We start from the raw sequence: 15,708 nt of genomic DNA, 5'->3' as shown, positions 1-15,708 counted from the left end.
CGGACGGGGTGATCGCCCCATCCGCGGCGACCAACACAATGAACGATTCGCTATACACAAGGGGTGCTCCAGCGGAGTGAGACGTTAGCTTTCCCTGGAGCACCCCTCATCCGGCCGCTTCGCGGCCACCTTCTCCCACAAGGGGAGAAGGGGAACCGCGCTAATCCGCGATCCCGTCCTCATACTCCGCCGACATGGTCAGCCACTTGTCCTCGTTTTGCGCCAGCGTCTGCGCCAGTTGCGAGCGCTCCTTGGCAAGCCTCGTCGCGGTCGAGGGATCCTTTTCGTAGACAGCCGGGTTGGCGAGCTCGTCCTCGATCAGGTCGATGCGCTTGCGAATGCGGTCCATCAGCGCCTCGGTGGCACGAATCTCCTTGGCCAAAGGCTCGAGCGCGGCGCGGCGCTGGGCGGCTTCGCGGCGGCGGTCGGCCTTGGAGGCCTTGTCGGCTTCCTTCTGCTCGCGGCGGTTGGACGAGACGCCGGTGACCAGCGTCTTATAATCCTCCAGGTCGCCGTCATAGGGATTGACCGCGCCATCCTTGACCAGCCAAAGCCGGTCGGCCGTCGCCTCTAGGAGATGGCGGTCGTGCGAGATCAGGATCACGGCGCCCGGAAAGTCGTTCAGCGCATGGATCAGCGATTCACGGCTGTCGATGTCGAGATGGTTGGTCGGCTCGTCGAGGATGAAGAGGTTCGGGCCCTCGAAAGCCGACAAGCCCATCAGGAGGCGCGCCTTCTCGCCGCCGGACAGATCCTTGGCGGCGGTGTTCATCTTCTCGGTGGTAAGCCCAAACTGGGCGACACGGCCGCGCACCTTCGATTCCGGCGCCTCCGGCATCAGCCTGCGAACATGTTCGTAGGCGTTTTCCTCAGGCCTGAGATCGTCGAGCTGGTGCTGGGCAAAGATCGCCACCTTCAACCCCGGCGCCACCGTCATCGTGCCGGCCTCCTGCTTCAGCCGGCCGGACAGAAGCTTGGCGAAGGTCGACTTGCCGTTGCCGTTGGCCCCCAGCAGCGCGATGCGGTCATCGGCATCGATGCGCAAGGTCATTTTCTTCAGGATCGGCTCACCGGGCGTATAACCGACACTGACGTTGTTGAGAGCAACGATCGGCGATGCCACCGTCTTCACCGGCTCCGGAAACGAGAATGGCCGCACCGTGTCGTTCACGATCGCCGCGATCGGCTTCATTTTTTCCAGCGCCTTGATGCGCGACTGCGCCTGCCTGGCCTTGGAGGCCTTGGCGCGGAAGCGCTCGACGAAGGATTCCATATGCTTGCGGGCGGCTTCCTGCTTGATACGGCCCTTCTCCTGCTGTTCCTTTTGCTCGGTGTACTGGCGCTCGAACTGGTCGTAGCCGCCACGCCAAAGGGTCAGCTTCTTCTGATCGAGATGGACGATCGAGTTGACGGCGCGGTTGAGCAGGTCGCGGTCGTGCGAGATCAGCAGAACCGTATGAGGATATTTCGAGACGTAATTCTCCAGCCAGAGCGTGCCTTCGAGGTCGAGATAATTGGTCGGCTCGTCGAGCAGGAGCAGGTCCGGCTCGGAGAAGAGCACCGCGGCCAGCGCCACGCGCATGCGCCAGCCGCCGGAGAAGGACGAGGCCGGACGCTTCTGCGCGGCATCGTCGAAGCCGAGGCCGGCAAGGATGGTGGCGGCGCGGGATTCGGCCGAATGGGCGTCGATATCGGCCAGCCGCGTGTGGATCTCGGCGATGCGATGCGGATCGGTCGCGGTCTTCTCTTCTTCGAGCAAGGCCTGGCGCTCGACATCGGCTTTCAGCACGATGTCGATCAGCGGCTCCTCGGTTCCGGGCGCTTCCTGCGCCACCTGGCCGATGCGCGTGCTCTTCGGCAGGCTGATAGAGCCCGTCTCCGAAGGGAAATCGCCGGTGATCGCCTTGAACAGCGTGGTCTTGCCGGTGCCGTTGCGGCCGACGAGGCCGGCCTTGGTGCCGGCCGGCAGTGTCAATGAGGCATGATCGAGAAGCAGCCGCCCCGCCATGCGCAGCGTAAGGTCGTTGATGATAAGCATAAGCCGGCTTTTGCACGGGACATCGGCGCTTCGCAAGAGCCAGCGCCTGGACGAGGCCCTCCGCGCGCTGTCTGCGGCCGTTCGGCAAAAACTCGACGGACTGGAACCAGTTGCCTGCCGGAGCGTTTTGGAGCCCGTGATCCGCTATCTCGCCCTCGCCTTCATCTTCTTCCAGGTCGCCACGACAACCGCTCTGGCGACGCAGGTGGTTCTGTTCGAGGACGGGACCGCTCACATTTCTCTCGCCGCTGAACCCGCGAGCGGGCCGCAGGCCCAACCAGCCTCCCCCCAAGCGGCCAAGAGTGCTGGCCGGCCAGAAAGGCGGGAGCCGGAACACCTGCTGATCCAAATCGATTCCGGAAAAACATCTTAGACTTTGCCTATGATTGACGAAGAGGCTGGCGGGACACGCCCCTCTGCCCTGCCGGGCCAATTCCCCTCAAGGAAAGATTGTTCGTTCCTTCGCTTTCGCCAATCACCGGTCACACTTTGCTTGCCACGTCACAGGTTTGGCGTTGATCGCCGCTGTTGTCTCAACCTATGCTGGCGCGAGCGGCGGGTTCGGTTCAAGCAGAGGACAGATCAGATGCCGAGCAAGACGACGCTCCTTTCGGCCTCGCTGGCGGTCGCGATTTTCGCAGCCGTCGCCGGGCTGGCCATGCTTCTCACCAGCCCCGCGGCTCGTGCGGCAGCCATCGACTGCGCGGCAGCGAAGACGCAGGCCGACCTTGCTACCTGCACGGCCGCGAATGCCGCTTCGGCGGACGCGGGGCTCAATGCAGTCTACAAGGCGCTGGCGGGCCGCCTCGCTCCCGCCGACCTGAAGCGCCTGCGCGACGCGCAGCGCGCCTGGATCCCGTTCCGCGACAAGGAATGCGCCTTTCGCACCCAGCCCTATGCCGATGGCTCGGTGTATTCGAGCCTCGTCGAGACCTGCAAGGCGGAGTTGACCAAGGTGCGGCTGGCGCAGTTGCAGCACCAATTGCAATGTCCGGAAGGCGACCTCTCCTGCGTGCCGCAAAGCGGCGGCAATGCCGCGCCCACGAAGAACGCGCCTGCGACGGCCAAGGCCGCCCCTGCGACGACCAAAGCCGCGCCTGCGACGACCAAAGCCGCGCCTGCGACGGCTGGCGCCGCGCCTGCGAAACCTGGCCCTGCCCAGTCAAGCCAGAACGACACGAAGCCATGCGTGCAATCCGCCGGCAAGGCGAAGTCGGACCAGTATGTCTCGCAGTGCATCCAGGTGTCGCCGGCGACCAATCCGCCCTGCAACGGGCAGAACGCATGCGGCATGATGGTCGAGGAGATCAAGCGCGGCTGCGCCATGATCGGCAACGACAACCCGCCGGGCTTCTGTTCCGCCTACAAGAACTAAGCCGCACCCGCCGCTCGCTCCTGCCTACCTCGGCGATCAACATTCCCGGAGAAAGATCAACCCGGCGCAAAAAGACAACCGCAAGCTTGCCTCGTGCTCAATATTGATGCAGCAAGCGACCATGCCACCCAAAAAGGACGGCGAAATCTTGCGGGCCAAGCATGATGCTTATCAAAATCGATTTCAGTTTTATCGCAAACCTGCAAATCTGTAGACGCGCCGTGAGTCGTGAGTAGGCGCCAACGATAACTTTGTCCCAACATAACTTGGCCCAGATAATTGGCCGCATCAGGAGCTCACGATGGATGGGGCGCCCAGCGATTTACGAACGTTGAGATATGTCGCGGAGATCACGCGCAAGCTGGCAAAAATGCTCTCGCGCACGCGCTATCAGATGCTTGTCTATCTTCTTGAAATGACAGCGGTTGAAGCGGAGAGCCTTGCCGGCGAGCAGGATCCCAAACGTATCCGCCCGGTCAAGCCATCTCAGGCCCGCCCCAGCTAGCCTAGCAGCTCGTGCGCGGCTGCAAGGCGGTCCAGAACGGCCAGGCAGTTCAGCCTGCGCGTCTCGATGACCGACGGGTCGTCGCATTCAACAATAGCACGCTCGAACCGATCGAGCGCGGCAAGCAGGTCGCCGGACGGCTCGCCCAGCGAAAACAGAATGCGCCGCGCCTTGACGCCATTGGCTGCGTCCACCGAAGACTGGCGGCCACCCCGCGGCGCAAAGCGTCGAGAGCAGCCTGACAGTCGCGCCATGAGCACGGCGCGACGTCACCCCTTGCGGGCGCCATGCCTCAGGCCTTGGCCTTGCGCTTGCCCTTGCCTGCCTCGCCGCCGGCCGGCTTGCGGCCGAGGCCGGACGATTTGGCCAATGCCGAGCGGGTCGCCGAATAGCTCGGCGCCACCATCGGATAGTCGGCGGGCAAGCCCCATTTCGCGCGGTATTCGTCCGGCGTCAGGCCGTGATCGGTCGCAAGGTGACGCTTCAACGACTTGAACTTCTTTCCGTCCTCGAGGCACACGATGTGGTCGGGAAAAACCGAGCGCTTCGGGTTGACGGCGGGCGTCTGCGCCACCGCCTCCTTGACAACGCTGCCGCTGGCGAGCTTGCGCACCGAGGCGCTGACGCTGGCGATCAGGTCAGGCAGGCCAGAGGCAGGAAGCGGATTGTTGCCGACATAGGCCGAGACAATGTCGGCGGTCAGTTCGATTGCAGTCTTGTCGTCGATGTTAGACAATTTTTTCACCTTCTGCTGGCCCTCAAATCGCCAGCTCATTTTTTAAGACTTTCGTCGGTGTATCGAGTTGGACCTGTCCCCCAACGGACCGTCCAGAGTCAGTAAAGCTACGAGACTCAATACCGGACGATGTTTCTACACGGACTGGAGACGCGCAAGTTAGGAATTCTAATAGCTATAACGAACGCTTTATAGCACCGGCTGCCCGCCTGGATGCGTAAAAGGGACTATAGCACTTCAACCTGCGGTAGGAGTTGCTGAAAAATCGAAGTTCAGACCAAGTTCCGGCACGGCAATCATAATCCGCCGGCCGGGCAGTCGACCATGCGCGATTCGGCGCTCCCATGGCAAATCGCTCATTTGCCGGCGACACCGCGCCTGAGCTCCGCAGGCGGCTCGTTCGCGAGGATCTCCAGCACGCGCTTCCAGCGCGCGCAGCGGCCGAAATCCTTCTGCTCGATGGCCTTTTCCGCCTTCATGGCCGCATAGAGCGGCGCCTCCGCGCCAAACTCCCGGACCAGCCAGTGCGCCTCCTGCCTGGCGCGGCGTTCGTCCTCGTCAACGGCGATTTTGGACATTGTGCCTGGTCTCCGTACTTTCGATGCCGACCGCAAGGCAGCTGCCAATGACGAGGACGGCGCCGGCAATCGCCGTCATCGACAGGCTTTCGCCCGACAAGGTCAGCAGAAACGTGGAAGCGATCGGCGTCAGATAGGCGACGACCGCTATCCTGCCGCCGTGGTCGAGCTTTGCCGCGCGCGACCAGAAATAGTAGCCGAGCCCCATCGGGCCGATGCCGAGATAGAGGCCGAGCAGAAGGTGCGCGACGCTCGGGCGCACGACACCGTCATGCAGACACCAGGCGAAGGTGAGCGCGACGCCGATCAACGCCGAAGGCAAGAGCAGTCGCTCGGGCGACACTGCAAGGCGGCCGACCGTAAGCGAGTAGAAGGCCATGCAGAGCGCCGAGCCGAACGCGGCGAGATAGCCGACGAGGCTGCCGCCTCCGAACCAGACGCTGTTGGACCAAAAATGCGCGCGGCCGCCGGAAATCACCAGCGCCACCCCGACGAAACCTATCGCCGCCGCCAGCCCGAGCAGCAGCGGACGCCGCGGCCGGCCAAGCAGGATGACCGCCGCGGCAGTCATCAGCGGCCACGTATAGGCGACGAGGTTTGCTTCGATAACCGGCATCGAGGCGAAGCCGATATATTGCAGGACCATCGTGCCGACCAGGCCGAGGAAGCCGACTGCATAGGCGAGCGCAGCATTTCCCTTCTCGCCTTGTGGGAGAAGGTGGCCTCGCGTAGCGAGGTCGGATGAGGGGTGTTCCAGGGAATGCCAACGTCTCACTTCGCTGGAACACCCCTCATCCGTCTCGGCGCTGCGCGCCGATCCACCTTCCCCCACAAGGGGGGAAGGAGAAGGGCTCGTCAGCCGGATCAGCGCGAAGACCAGGGTCGCGCCGCAAAATTGCAGGAACTGCACTTGCGACACTGGATAGGCGGCAAGCAACGTCTTGCCGACCAGGGCGTTGGTCGCCCACAGCGCCACGGCGCCGAGAGCGAAGGCAAGCGCCGCCCCGAGGGCGCCGGGACGGCTTTGGCTTTCTGGCACGACCGGACCGAGGCTCAGCGACACCGAGGGCGGCTGACATTCGACCGGATCGTTGGTCATTACCAAGACTCCCTCGCCCCGCCGGAAACCGCTTCCGCCGTCGGCTGGGGCACAGGATGCTCCTCGGCATGGCGGCGGTAGGCGGGCAGCTGGTTGGTCCAGACATCCTCGGCCAGTTCGTTCACCCAGGCGCGGTCTTGGTCGTTGTCGGCGGCAAGATAGAACATGCGGTTGTCGTCGACATAGGGTTTGGTCGCCGAGCGCTGGTTGAGCACCAGCGTGACGCGATCGCCGAGCTGGATCGGCGCGGTGCGGTGGAGCACGCCGAGGAACTGGCCAAGCGTGGCGTAGTTCATCTTGTGGTCGATGCGCATGATCTTGTTGCGCGGCAGCTCGCGGCCGGATTCCAGGATCGAACGGCCGGTCTCGGAATCGTCGCAGTAGATTTCAAGATGACCGCCGATGAGCGGATCGCTGATCGACAACGGAATGAGCTCCGTCACCGGAACGCCGTCGCAATGCCATTCGACCGCGCCGTCCCTGGGATTCATGAAGGTGACGGTCGAGCCGACGATCGACAGCGGATACGGCTCGAGCTTGGTGCCCATCATGTCCGATAGCCTTTCCAGGCGCAGCTTGTCGTGCAGGAGTTCCTTGATCTCCGGAATATAACGGTCGGCGCCGGTGATGAAGGTGAGGTCGAGGTGCTTGTGCACGGCATGGCTGGCCTTCAATTTGAGCGCCGCTTCTTCGATGGCGGCAAGCAGAGCCGGGTCGTAACCGTGACGATACTGGGCGACGCCGAAACCCGACACTTTCCAGGAGGTCTCATGACCAATGATGGCCTCGCGGCTCATTGCACAGCGCAGTTCGGGAATTGTATGGGCGTTCATTCTATTTTCTCCAAGATGGGGGCAACACTTGGTTAACAGTCATTTAAACGCCTACCCCTGTAAATTTAGGAATGCTGGTGGTAGCGTAAGCCCAGCTTAAGGTCGAAAACCCCGTGCGTCTGCTCAGTCAGGTCAACCTCAATTCGCTGAAAATCGTGGAGAGCGCCGCGAGGCACAGAAATTTCACGCGCGCCGGCGAAGAGCAGTTCATCACCGCTTCCGCCGTCAGCCAGCGCGTGAAGAGCCTGGAAGATCAGCTGCGCTTCAAGATCTTTGAGCGCGGCGGCAATGCCGTGTCGCTGACGCCGGAGGGCGAGACCTATGTGGCGCGCGTGCGCGAGGCGCTGGAGCGCATCGTGGCGGCCAGCATGGAGGCCACCGGCCAGTCGCAGGCGCATGTGCTGCGGATCTGCGTGCTGCCGACCTTCGCGGCACGCTGGTTGTTTCCGCGGCTTTCGGCCTTCCAGCATCAATATCCCGACATCGAGATGCGGGTGTCGACCTCTTACGCCACGCATGAATTCTCGACCTCGGAATACGATCTCGAAATCCGTTATGGCGACGGCAATTTCCCCGGTCTCACGTCGGAGCTGCTGTTCAAGGAAGACCTGACCCCGGTGTGCAGCCGCAAGCTCTTCCATGAGGTGCTGGGCGACAAGCCGCTGTCGAAGGTGGTGCCGGAGGACCTGCGCTACTTCACGCTGCTGCACTCCGACACGTGCACGCAGAACTGGCAGTCATGGCTGGGCTTTGCCGGCGCGAGCTTCGTGCTTGGCGAGACGAGGAGCGTCTATTTCGATAGCTGCATGATGTCCTACGAAGCGGCCAATGCCGGAATGGGCTTTGCCGTCGCCAACCGCGCCTATATGGCAAGCGACATCCGCGCTGAACGGCTGGTGGCCCCCTTCGCGGTCCACCAGCCCAACACTGCGGGTTGGTATTTCGTCAGCCCCATCAAGGCGCTCGGCGCCCGCAAGGTCGAGCTGTTCAAGCGGTGGATCATGGCCGAAGCGGCGCTGACGCAGCGCCAGTTGGACATCGAGATCGCCAACGTGCCGGTGCGGCGCGTGGCGATGGCGTGAGGGTCACTCTTCCACGAATGCTCATTTGAGCGAATCCCGCACCATCGGGGGCCTCACAATGGCGCGCCTGCAGAATTTCGTGATTTTCCGGTGGCTCGATAGCCGGCTACCGCGATCGCACCATGACGCGAAGCGGAGACTCAGCTATGTTGGATTGTGCGGCGGGCCTGATTTTCCCGCTTGGCCGGCGCTACCCAGCTTCCTCCCAAGCAGCGCCGGCCTTCTTCGTCCGACGATAATCTCGAAGGCCGGCCTTGGCACTATTGCTTCGGCGGCGTGCCCGGCTGGTCTCCGCCGGTGGTCGATTTCGGCACCGGGTTCTTGTCGACCTGCGGGTTCTGGTTGACTTCATTGCCCGGCGCCTTGGTGGGCTGCACGCTGTTGTCGCAGGCGGCGAGCGCGAGCCCTGCCGCAAGAGCCAGCAGTACAGGACGTTTCTTCATGCCGACCTCCTCTCGTTCGCCCCTTTCATGAAGGGCAAACGAGGCGGTGGCGGTTTGGTTGCGTTGACCGGCGGGAACCAACCGACGCCGAGTCCGGTTGAAATCCCGAGCCAATCGAACGCAACGAGGAGCTGATCATGGTCCGCCTTCTGCTTGCAGGCCTTTTTGCCTACACCGCCTATCGCGTTGCCGTGAGGATCATCGACGAGGTGCCTGGAAACGTCGCGCCGCTGGATATGCCGGGCGACGAAAGGCGCAGGCTGCGGCGACAGTCGGCTGCGATGGGAGTCGAGCCGAAGCGGTAACGGCTCTTTCGGGTGGGAATAGCCCCTTCCGGTGAAGCGTGGATGCCGGCGCAGCCCCTCTCCGGCCGCTTCGCGGCCACCTCTCCCCGATCGCGCGGGGTGAGGAAATTATTGCGAACAAAGCGGAAACGATGCTTGATGGGCGATGAACATCGCCGCCCGTGATTCGTCCTTCGAGACGCCCGCTTATCTTGCCCGGTTGAACGACGAGCAGCGGCTGGCGGTGGTGCATGGCGACGGCAAGGTGGCGGCGCCGCTGCTGGTGATCGCCGGCGCCGGCTCCGGCAAGACCAACACGCTCGCGCACCGCGTCGCCCATCTCGTCGTCAAGGGCGCCGATCCGCGCCGCATCCTGTTGATGACCTTCTCCCGCCGCGCCGCCGCCGAAATGGCCAAGCGCGTCGAGCGCATTGCCGGCGAGGTGTTGGGCCGCGACGCGGCGATCATCGCCGACGCGCTCGCCTGGGCCGGCACGTTTCATGGCATCGGCGCAAGGTTGTTGCGCGACTATGCCGAGCAGATCGGCCTCGATCCCGCCTTCACCATCCATGATCGCGAGGATTCCGCCGACCTGATGAACCTTGCCCGGCACGAGCTGGGATTCTCCAAGACCGAAAGCCGTTTCCCGACGAAGGGCACCTGCCTGCAGATCTATTCGCGGGCGGTGAATGCGCAGGCCCCGCTCGGCGAGGTGCTGGGCTCCGCCTTCCCCTGGTGCGCGGCGTGGGCGGACCAGCTGAAGGAGCTGTTCGCGGCTTACGTCGAGGCCAAGCAGGCGCAGAACGTGCTCGATTACGACGACCTGCTGCTCTACTGGGCGCAGATGGCGGCCGAGCCCGAGATCGCGGCGCATCTCGGCGGCCGCTTCGACCATGTGCTGGTCGACGAATACCAGGACACCAACCGGCTGCAGGCCTCGATCCTGCTGGCGCTGAAGCCCGACGGCGCCGGGCTGACCGTGGTGGGCGACGACGCGCAGTCGATCTATTCCTTCCGCGCCGCAGAAGTGCGCAACATCCTCGATTTCCCGAAACAATTCGCAAAGCCCGCCGAGATCGTCATGCTGGAGCGCAATTACCGCTCAACCATGACGATCCTGGCCGCCGCCAACAAGGTGATCGGCGAGGCCAGCGAGCGCTTCACCAAGAATCTGTGGACCGAGCGCCAGTCTTCGCACAAGCCGCAGTTGGTCAGCGTGCGCGACGAGGCTGAGCAAGTCAATTATGTCTGCCAGGCGATCTTGGCCGAACGCGAGGCCGGCACGGCGCTGAAGGCGCAGGCGGTGCTGTTTCGCACATCGAGCCACAGCGGACCGCTGGAGGTGGAGCTGACGCGCCGCAACATCCCCTTCGTCAAGTTCGGCGGCTTGAAATTCCTCGACGCCGCGCATGTGAAGGACATGCTGGCGATGCTGCGCTTCGCCGAGAACCCGCGCGATCGCGTCGCCGGTTTCCGCGTGCTGCAGCTTATGCCGGGGATCGGTCCGTCCGCCGCCTCGCAGATTGTGGACGCCATGACGACGTCGCTCGACGAGACGCTGGGCCTTGCCCGCTTCCGGCCGCCGCAGCGCGCCGCGCAGGATTGGCCGGTCTTCCTCGACATCTATAGCGGGCTGCGTGCGGGCGCCAAATGGCCGGCCGATCTGGAACGGATCAGGCTCTGGTACGAGCCGCATATGGAGCGCATCCATGAGGACGCGATCACGCGACGCGCCGATCTTCTGCAGCTTGAGCAGATCGCATCGACCTATCCGTCACGAGAGCGCTTCCTGACCGAGCTCACCCTCGATCCGCCCGACGCCACAAGCGACCAGGCCGGGCCTCCGCATCGCGACGAGGATTACCTCATCCTGTCGACCATCCACTCGGCCAAGGGCCAGGAATGGAAGAACGTCTTCGTGCTCAACACGGTAGACGGCTGCATCCCGGCCGATCTCGGGGTCGGCACCAAGGAGGACATCGAGGAGGAGCGGCGCCTGCTCTATGTCGCGATGACCAGGGCTAAGGACAGCCTGCATCTGGTGGTGCCGCAGCGCTTTTATCCGCACAACCAGCCGGCGCGCGGCGACCGCCATGTCTATGCCTCGCGCACCCGCTTCATCCCGGCCTCGATGCTTTCGGCCTTCGAGCAATCATCCTGGGCAAGCGCGGCGCTCAAGGACGACCCGCGACAGAGGCCAGGCGTCAAGGTCGATCTCGGCGCCCGCATGCGCGGCATGTGGAAATAGGCTGCCTGCCTTCTCCAGCCGACCACCAGAGCCGCTCAGCGTTCGATAGAATCGCTTGGCTGCTCCAACTCCCAGGCGTTGGAACCTATGGTTGACGCGAGGAATCAAGTCCAATGCGGAAAAATCGGCATGCGCGGAACTTCCGGTCGTAAGCCGCGTTGTGTGGCGTCCTTCCCCCAGACCGGAGGCCCGCGCCTCCGGAGCCAACAGACGAGGTCCGAATGCACGACAGGACGTTCTTCACCCCGGTCGCCCTCAGCGTCGGCGCCGGCCACAAGCGCATGATCGCCTCGCTGTTCGACATGCATGACTTCCTGACCGAGTTTCCGCCCTCGCGCCGGCGCCTCAGCTACGGCACCGCGGTGAAGGCTTGCGAGGCCGCGCGGAGTGGAGAAATCTCGGTCGAGGCCGCGCGCGATGCGCTGATCACCTTCGCGGTGACGGCCGGCGTGCTCTGGCCTTCGGAGCCGCCGCTCGTCTCGGTCAAGCCGGAGGCGCGCGGCTGTGGCGGCTTCGCCGCCTGACGACAAGGCACTACCCTTTCAGGAGCCCTGCCACCTATGAACCGACCCCGCAGGTCAGTTCACCGAGGCGGGCATTTCCCTGCCGTCATTCCGGCTTGGCGGCCGCCGGCGAAGCTTCGGCGATCGGCGCGGCCGGCTCGGCCGCGGTCACGAAGGGATAGACGAGCTGCTGGTGATAGAGCTGCGGCACCGGCTCGTCGACACCGTATTTTTCCGGCATATGCTGCGGCATGAACAAGGTGCCGCCGATCAGGTCGAGGACGGACAACTGGGCGGCGAAATTCTTGTCATAAGCCTGGCGTTCGTTGGCATGATGCCAGTGATGAAATTGCGGCGAGGCAATCAGCCATCTCAGCGGCCCGAACCTGATGCGGGTGTTGGCGTGGATGAACACCGACTGCCAATGATAAATCAGCACATAGATGAGAAGCGCCTCGCCTGAAAAACCCAGCGCGAAGAGCGGCACGAACGAAGCCGACTTTGTCAGTATCTGGTCCACCGGGTGCACGCGGTGGGCCGCCAGCCAATCCATCTCCTCGATCGAGTGATGGATGGCGTGAAAGCGCCACAGGAACGGCACCGCGTGAAAGGCGCGATGGGCAAAGTAGAAGCTTATATCGGCGATGATTAAGGCTTCGATCGTCTGCAGCCATAAAGGCTGTGACTGGACGGCGGCGGAAAGCGCCCCGGGAACGACGCGCGGGACCACCAGCAACGCAGCGCCGATCACCAGCAATAAGCCGAACTTGATGACGATGCCGTTGAAGAGCAGATAGAAGGCGTCGTTCAGCCAATGCCGGCGCGTGGCCGATTGCTCGGCATGCAGCGGCAGGAGCTGCTCAAGCGGAATGAAGATGAGGGCGATGACCAGCACCGCCTTGTAGTCGATGAGATCGAACACGGTCGCTCGCGGATCGGCTGAGGCCAGTCTCCGACACTAGCCGCCAAAGGATGAACGGACCGTTGCTCTATCTCTTTGATTTAGAGCCGGATTCAGATTTCAGGTCGAACAGGCCTGAAATCGTCCGGCTCCAGGCATGCGCGGCGCTGCGAAATCGCGTGAAACTTTTCGACCACTGCGTGAAACACCGCACGGAACGTTGGCTTTCACCATGTCAGTTGCGGACGCGCAGCAAGGAGGGCGGATGTTTCTCGATCGCGAGCGTTTCAAGCCGGCGGCCGAAATGCGGCTTGGCCGGGACAAGTCGTCGATCCGAGTGACGATAACCGATCCGAATGCGTGCGAACTCGGCGAAGCCGTCTATGCCTGGATCACAGCCGACGGCGTGCCGGTCAGGATCGGCACCTGCGGCGCCTCGGCGGGCAAACGCCTGCTCTCCTATCCCGATTATATCAATCGCAGCCTCACGGGCCGCGGCGGCGCGACTCCCAAATGGGAAGCGCTGAAATGGCTGAACCTGCTCACCGAACACGGCACGCTGACGGCGGTGGTGCATCAGCCGGAACCAACCCAGACCGCGGCGGGCCTGATCAGGCCCTATCTCGATGTCGAGCGTCAGTTGATCCGCCAGCACAGGCCGCTGCTCAACCGCAGCCGCCGTTGACCTCGGCTCCCCATTGGAATCGATTTAGTGGACAGTGCCGGAGGCGTCGCCCGCCGGCGTGCCGCGCGGGATCTCGAAGCTCACTTGGTCGCGGCCATTTGACTTGGCCTTATAGAGATGGCGGTCGGCGACCTGGAACATGTCATGATAGGTGGTCGGGCCGCTGAAGGCGGTCCCACCGATGCTCACGGAAAGCGGCCAGGGCCGCCCGCCGGGTGCAAACTCGGCCTCGCGGATGCGGCGCCTGATGGATTCGGCAACCAGAAAGGAACGCGCGGCGTCGGCGCCGGGCAGGAAGACCGCGAACTCCTCGCCGCCGATGCGTCCGACAATGTCGGCGCCGTGCAGTTGTCCTTTGATCGTCGCGGCGATCAACCTCAGCGCCTGGTCACCGCAATCGTGACCGAGGCGGTCGTTGATCGATTTAAAGTGATCGGCATCGACGATCAGCAGCGCGCCGGTGTCGGCGACCGTTTGGCCCCGCGCGCGCTCGAGATAGGCCTCGACCAGCATCGAGAAGGCGCCGCGGTTGAAGACCGCCGTCAGGCTGTCGGTCGCGGCAATGACGCCGAGTTCCTTCTGCGTGATGGCCAGTTGGCGCATCTTCCACATCAGGAAGAACAGGAAGGAGCCGCCAAGAATAAGCGGCAGGAAAAGGTCGGTGAGTTGCGCCCAAAGCAGCGCCTGCGGCGACAGCGAGGGGAAATTGAAGGAATCGACGAAGAAGGCGGCGGCAATGAAAAAGGCGGTGCCGGCGGCGGTGACCACCACGACTCTGCCCCAACTTGTCGGGGACAAATCGATGCGCATTTCATTGCTCCCACTGCAACTGGCTTATTGTGGAGCGCGAGCGCAAAAGAAGTCCTAACATATTAGCTTCAATGCAAGTGTGGTTAACACGCCGTCGGTACAGCCCGCGGTGGTGGGCAAGCTGACAGCCCACTGGGGATGTGGCGAACTTCCCGACTGGCCGGAGATTCACGTCAGCGCACCGCTGGCCGCAGCCCGCAACGTGGTAGGAGTGCCGCAGAGCCTCACGGCCGGTTCCCGTTGAGCCGTTGCTGCATGATATTGCCCCGTTGCAACGGATCGATTGTCCAGCGGGAGAACAATGTCGGCTTCAATGCAAGCTCGGTGCGCGCAGCGATGACGCGAAGCAACCGGCCGGCCCGCCCCCCACGGCGGCGGGCCAGCCTCTTCCTGAAACCGCTTTAGTGGGCGGTCGAGCTGCCCGAACCCACGGTGCCACCAATTCCACCGGTCGAGGTATTGCCGGAACCCATGGTGGAGCCGGTGCCGCTCACCGTGCCGGTACCGCCGACGCCGCCTGTCGTACCGAAGGAGGTGCCGGTGATCGTGCCTGCGGCGCCGCCGATCGGGCCAGTGGTGCCGGCATTGAAGCCGCCGGAGCCGCCCAACGTGCCGGTACCGCCGATGCCGCCCGTCGTACCGAACGAGGTGCCGGTGGTTGTGCCCGCGGCGCCGCCAATCGAGCCAGTAGTTCCGGCGTTCAAGCCGCCGTCGCCGCCCACCGTGCCGATGCCGCCGACAACGCCGGTGGTGGTGCCTGCGGCGCCGCCGATCGAGCCAGTAGTGCCGGCGTTGAAGCCGCCGGAGCCGTCCACTATGCCAGTGCCGCCGACAACGCCGGTCGTACCGAACGAGGTGCCGGTGGTCGTGCCCGCGGCGCCGCCGATCGAGCCAGTAGTGCCGGCGTTGAAGCCGCCGGAGCCGCCCACGCCGACGCCACCGATGCTGCTGCCAAAGCCCGAGCCGAGACCGGTTGAGCCGCCCATCGAGGAGCCCGCGCCGGTGCTCGCGCCGCCGGGGCTACCCGCAGCGACGCCGGTGTTGTCGATACCAAAGCCGATGTCGAGGCCAGCAGCATTCGCCGGCACGGCGAGAATGGCAATGCCGCCGACCAACATGCCGGCGATTTTTTCTACTATACCATTCATGGCATTCTCCTTCGTTGCCACATTTTTCCGCACCGCATCGCCGGAGTGCCGGTCCGTGCGCATGCCTGTGTGCGAGAGGGAATGAAGGGAATACGAACGGGCTCGGTCAGGGTTCCATTTTTTCAAGGAAAAATTCGTCGTTCCATACGTGTTTCCTTGTTGGTTGAGTTTGATCAACAATTGGCTTGCGGAAAAGCCCGGACGATGCTGCGCTCACGCGTAGGCGCGACCTTCCTCGGAGCGCTGGAACAGCGCCAGGTCGAGCGGCACCGCGGGCCGGCCGAGCACCGTGAGCACCATATGCGCCTGGCCGCGATGGTGGGTCTGGTGGTTGAAGAAATGTCCGAGCGCCGGCGAAAGGCGCTGCGAGACAGTGCGCATGTCGTCGGTCATGTAGGAGAAACGGCCGGCGAGCGCCTTGTCGCCCCAACCCCCCCCCC

Annotated in this window: 19 protein-coding genes; 8 read left to right on the top strand and 11 right to left on the bottom strand. The window is 63.7% G+C overall.

From position 1 onward, the window contains the following. Window positions 1-160 precede the first annotated feature (160 nt). Entirely contained in the window at window positions 161-2,038 is a 1,878-nt protein-coding gene (locus LB565_RS29510; RefSeq protein ID WP_224589592.1) for an ABC-F family ATP-binding cassette domain-containing protein, read from the bottom strand. Window positions 2,039-2,174: 136 nt separating this feature from the next. Between LB565_RS29510 and LB565_RS29505 the strand changes: the two genes are divergently transcribed. The 3 genes from LB565_RS29505 to LB565_RS29495 all read left to right on the top strand — a co-directional run bounded on the left by LB565_RS29505 (window position 2,175) and on the right by LB565_RS29495 (window position 3,918). After that, on the top strand, window positions 2,175-2,411 hold the full coding sequence (locus tag LB565_RS29505) for a hypothetical protein (RefSeq protein ID WP_224589591.1): 237 nt from the start codon (window positions 2,175-2,177) through the stop codon (window positions 2,409-2,411). Between the two features lie 213 nt (window positions 2,412-2,624). After that, entirely contained in the window at window positions 2,625-3,413 is a 789-nt protein-coding gene (locus LB565_RS29500; protein WP_224589590.1) for a lysozyme inhibitor LprI family protein, read from the top strand. Window positions 3,414-3,714: 301 nt separating this feature from the next. Further along, window positions 3,715-3,918 carry a hypothetical protein gene (locus tag LB565_RS29495; RefSeq protein WP_224589589.1) on the top strand — a complete coding sequence of 68 codons (204 nt, stop codon included), beginning with the start codon at window positions 3,715-3,717 and terminating at the stop codon, window positions 3,916-3,918. On the opposite strand, the gene LB565_RS29490 is transcribed toward LB565_RS29495, so the two are convergent. From LB565_RS29490 to LB565_RS29470, 5 genes are all read right to left on the bottom strand, one after another. Continuing rightward, window positions 3,915-4,112, bottom strand: coding sequence for a hypothetical protein (locus LB565_RS29490; protein WP_224589588.1), 198 nt, complete (start codon window positions 4,110-4,112; stop codon window positions 3,915-3,917). The genes LB565_RS29495 and LB565_RS29490 overlap by 4 nt on opposite strands. A 98-nt stretch (window positions 4,113-4,210) precedes the next feature. Then, on the bottom strand, window positions 4,211-4,693 hold the full coding sequence (locus LB565_RS29485; protein WP_224589587.1) for a MucR family transcriptional regulator: 483 nt from the start codon (window positions 4,691-4,693) through the stop codon (window positions 4,211-4,213). Window positions 4,694-5,010: 317 nt separating this feature from the next. Further along, window positions 5,011-5,232 carry a hypothetical protein gene (locus LB565_RS29480; RefSeq protein WP_224589586.1) on the bottom strand — a complete coding sequence of 74 codons (222 nt, stop codon included), beginning with the start codon at window positions 5,230-5,232 and terminating at the stop codon, window positions 5,011-5,013. Then, window positions 5,213-6,331 (bottom strand): DMT family transporter, encoded by a 1,119-nt coding sequence (locus LB565_RS29475; RefSeq protein WP_224589585.1) that lies wholly within the window; start codon window positions 6,329-6,331, stop codon window positions 5,213-5,215. Before LB565_RS29475 ends, LB565_RS29480 begins: the two co-directional genes overlap by 20 nt. After that, a complete protein-coding gene (locus LB565_RS29470; RefSeq protein WP_224589584.1) occupies window positions 6,331-7,164 on the bottom strand; it encodes a hypothetical protein in 834 nt (277 codons plus the stop codon). Before LB565_RS29470 ends, LB565_RS29475 begins: the two co-directional genes overlap by 1 nt. A 113-nt stretch (window positions 7,165-7,277) precedes the next feature. Between LB565_RS29470 and LB565_RS29465 the strand changes: the two genes are divergently transcribed. Continuing rightward, the gene (locus tag LB565_RS29465; RefSeq protein ID WP_224589583.1) at window positions 7,278-8,246 is read left to right on the top strand and encodes a LysR substrate-binding domain-containing protein; all 969 of its coding nucleotides are present in this window, start codon (window positions 7,278-7,280) and stop codon (window positions 8,244-8,246) included. A 260-nt stretch (window positions 8,247-8,506) separates the two neighbouring features. On the opposite strand, the gene LB565_RS29460 is transcribed toward LB565_RS29465, so the two are convergent. Further along, the gene (locus LB565_RS29460; protein WP_224589582.1) at window positions 8,507-8,689 is read right to left on the bottom strand and encodes a hypothetical protein; all 183 of its coding nucleotides are present in this window, start codon (window positions 8,687-8,689) and stop codon (window positions 8,507-8,509) included. Between the two features lie 137 nt (window positions 8,690-8,826). Here LB565_RS29460 and LB565_RS29455 point away from each other — a divergent pair, with 137 nt between their 5' ends. The 3 genes from LB565_RS29455 (at window position 8,827) to LB565_RS29445 (ending at window position 11,745) form a co-directional block, all read left to right on the top strand. Further along, entirely contained in the window at window positions 8,827-8,994 is a 168-nt protein-coding gene (locus LB565_RS29455) for a hypothetical protein (RefSeq protein WP_095767064.1), read from the top strand. Between the two features lie 145 nt (window positions 8,995-9,139). Then, window positions 9,140-11,221, top strand: a complete 2,082-nt coding sequence (locus LB565_RS29450) for an ATP-dependent helicase (RefSeq protein ID WP_224589581.1) — start codon at window positions 9,140-9,142, stop codon at window positions 11,219-11,221. Between the two features lie 221 nt (window positions 11,222-11,442). Beyond that, window positions 11,443-11,745, top strand: coding sequence for a DUF982 domain-containing protein (locus tag LB565_RS29445; RefSeq protein ID WP_224589580.1), 303 nt, complete (start codon window positions 11,443-11,445; stop codon window positions 11,743-11,745). Window positions 11,746-11,830: 85 nt separating this feature from the next. Here the strand turns inward: LB565_RS29445 and LB565_RS29440 are convergent, their stop codons facing one another. Next, window positions 11,831-12,646 (bottom strand): sterol desaturase family protein, encoded by an 816-nt coding sequence (locus tag LB565_RS29440; protein ID WP_224589579.1) that lies wholly within the window; start codon window positions 12,644-12,646, stop codon window positions 11,831-11,833. 244 nt (window positions 12,647-12,890) lie between these two features. On the opposite strand from LB565_RS29440, the gene LB565_RS29435 reads away from it, so the two are divergent. Further along, window positions 12,891-13,310 carry a hypothetical protein gene (locus tag LB565_RS29435; protein ID WP_224589578.1) on the top strand — a complete coding sequence of 140 codons (420 nt, stop codon included), beginning with the start codon at window positions 12,891-12,893 and terminating at the stop codon, window positions 13,308-13,310. A gap of 24 nt (window positions 13,311-13,334) precedes the next feature. Here the strand turns inward: LB565_RS29435 and LB565_RS29430 are convergent, their stop codons facing one another. From LB565_RS29430 to LB565_RS29420, 3 genes are all read right to left on the bottom strand, one after another. Further along, complete coding sequence (locus LB565_RS29430) at window positions 13,335-14,120, bottom strand: GGDEF domain-containing protein (protein WP_224513054.1); 786 nt, start codon at window positions 14,118-14,120, stop codon at window positions 13,335-13,337. A gap of 401 nt (window positions 14,121-14,521) precedes the next feature. After that, window positions 14,522-15,268 carry a hypothetical protein gene (locus tag LB565_RS29425; protein WP_224589577.1) on the bottom strand — a complete coding sequence of 249 codons (747 nt, stop codon included), beginning with the start codon at window positions 15,266-15,268 and terminating at the stop codon, window positions 14,522-14,524. Window positions 15,269-15,481: 213 nt separating this feature from the next. Further along, a partial coding sequence (locus LB565_RS29420; protein ID WP_318012204.1) for a DinB family protein occupies window positions 15,482-15,708 on the bottom strand: 227 nt, incomplete at its 5' end.

Source organism: Mesorhizobium sp. CA14 (assembly GCF_020165195.1).
Taxonomy (GTDB): Bacteria; Pseudomonadota; Alphaproteobacteria; order Rhizobiales; family Rhizobiaceae; genus Mesorhizobium.
The sequence above is the reverse complement of the archived record's forward strand: the minus strand, read 5'-3'. Positions and strand labels throughout refer to the sequence as shown.

Excerpts from the sequence above, each read along its gene's own strand:
- LB565_RS29470 (WP_224589584.1), bottom strand. The coding sequence starts at position 7,164 with ATGAACGCCCATACAATTCCCGAACTGCGCTGTGCAATGAGCCGCGAG.
- LB565_RS29425 (WP_224589577.1), bottom strand. The coding sequence starts at position 15,268 with ATGAATGGTATAGTAGAAAAAATCGCCGGCATGTTGGTCGGCGGCATT.
- LB565_RS29435 (WP_224589578.1), top strand. The coding sequence starts at position 12,891 with ATGTTTCTCGATCGCGAGCGTTTCAAGCCGGCGGCCGAAATGCGGCTT.
- LB565_RS29460 (WP_224589582.1), bottom strand. The coding sequence starts at position 8,689 with ATGAAGAAACGTCCTGTACTGCTGGCTCTTGCGGCAGGGCTCGCGCTC.
- LB565_RS29500 (WP_224589590.1), top strand. The coding sequence starts at position 2,625 with ATGCCGAGCAAGACGACGCTCCTTTCGGCCTCGCTGGCGGTCGCGATT.
- LB565_RS29445 (WP_224589580.1), top strand. The coding sequence starts at position 11,443 with ATGCACGACAGGACGTTCTTCACCCCGGTCGCCCTCAGCGTCGGCGCC.
- LB565_RS29455 (WP_095767064.1), top strand. The coding sequence starts at position 8,827 with ATGGTCCGCCTTCTGCTTGCAGGCCTTTTTGCCTACACCGCCTATCGC.
- LB565_RS29475 (WP_224589585.1), bottom strand. The coding sequence starts at position 6,331 with ATGACCAACGATCCGGTCGAATGTCAGCCGCCCTCGGTGTCGCTGAGC.
- LB565_RS29480 (WP_224589586.1), bottom strand. The coding sequence starts at position 5,232 with ATGTCCAAAATCGCCGTTGACGAGGACGAACGCCGCGCCAGGCAGGAG.
- LB565_RS29450 (WP_224589581.1), top strand. The coding sequence starts at position 9,140 with ATGAACATCGCCGCCCGTGATTCGTCCTTCGAGACGCCCGCTTATCTT.
- LB565_RS29510 (WP_224589592.1), bottom strand. The coding sequence starts at position 2,038 with ATGCTTATCATCAACGACCTTACGCTGCGCATGGCGGGGCGGCTGCTT.
- LB565_RS29430 (WP_224513054.1), bottom strand. The coding sequence starts at position 14,120 with ATGCGCATCGATTTGTCCCCGACAAGTTGGGGCAGAGTCGTGGTGGTC.
- LB565_RS29495 (WP_224589589.1), top strand. The coding sequence starts at position 3,715 with ATGGATGGGGCGCCCAGCGATTTACGAACGTTGAGATATGTCGCGGAG.
- LB565_RS29485 (WP_224589587.1), bottom strand. The coding sequence starts at position 4,693 with ATGAGCTGGCGATTTGAGGGCCAGCAGAAGGTGAAAAAATTGTCTAAC.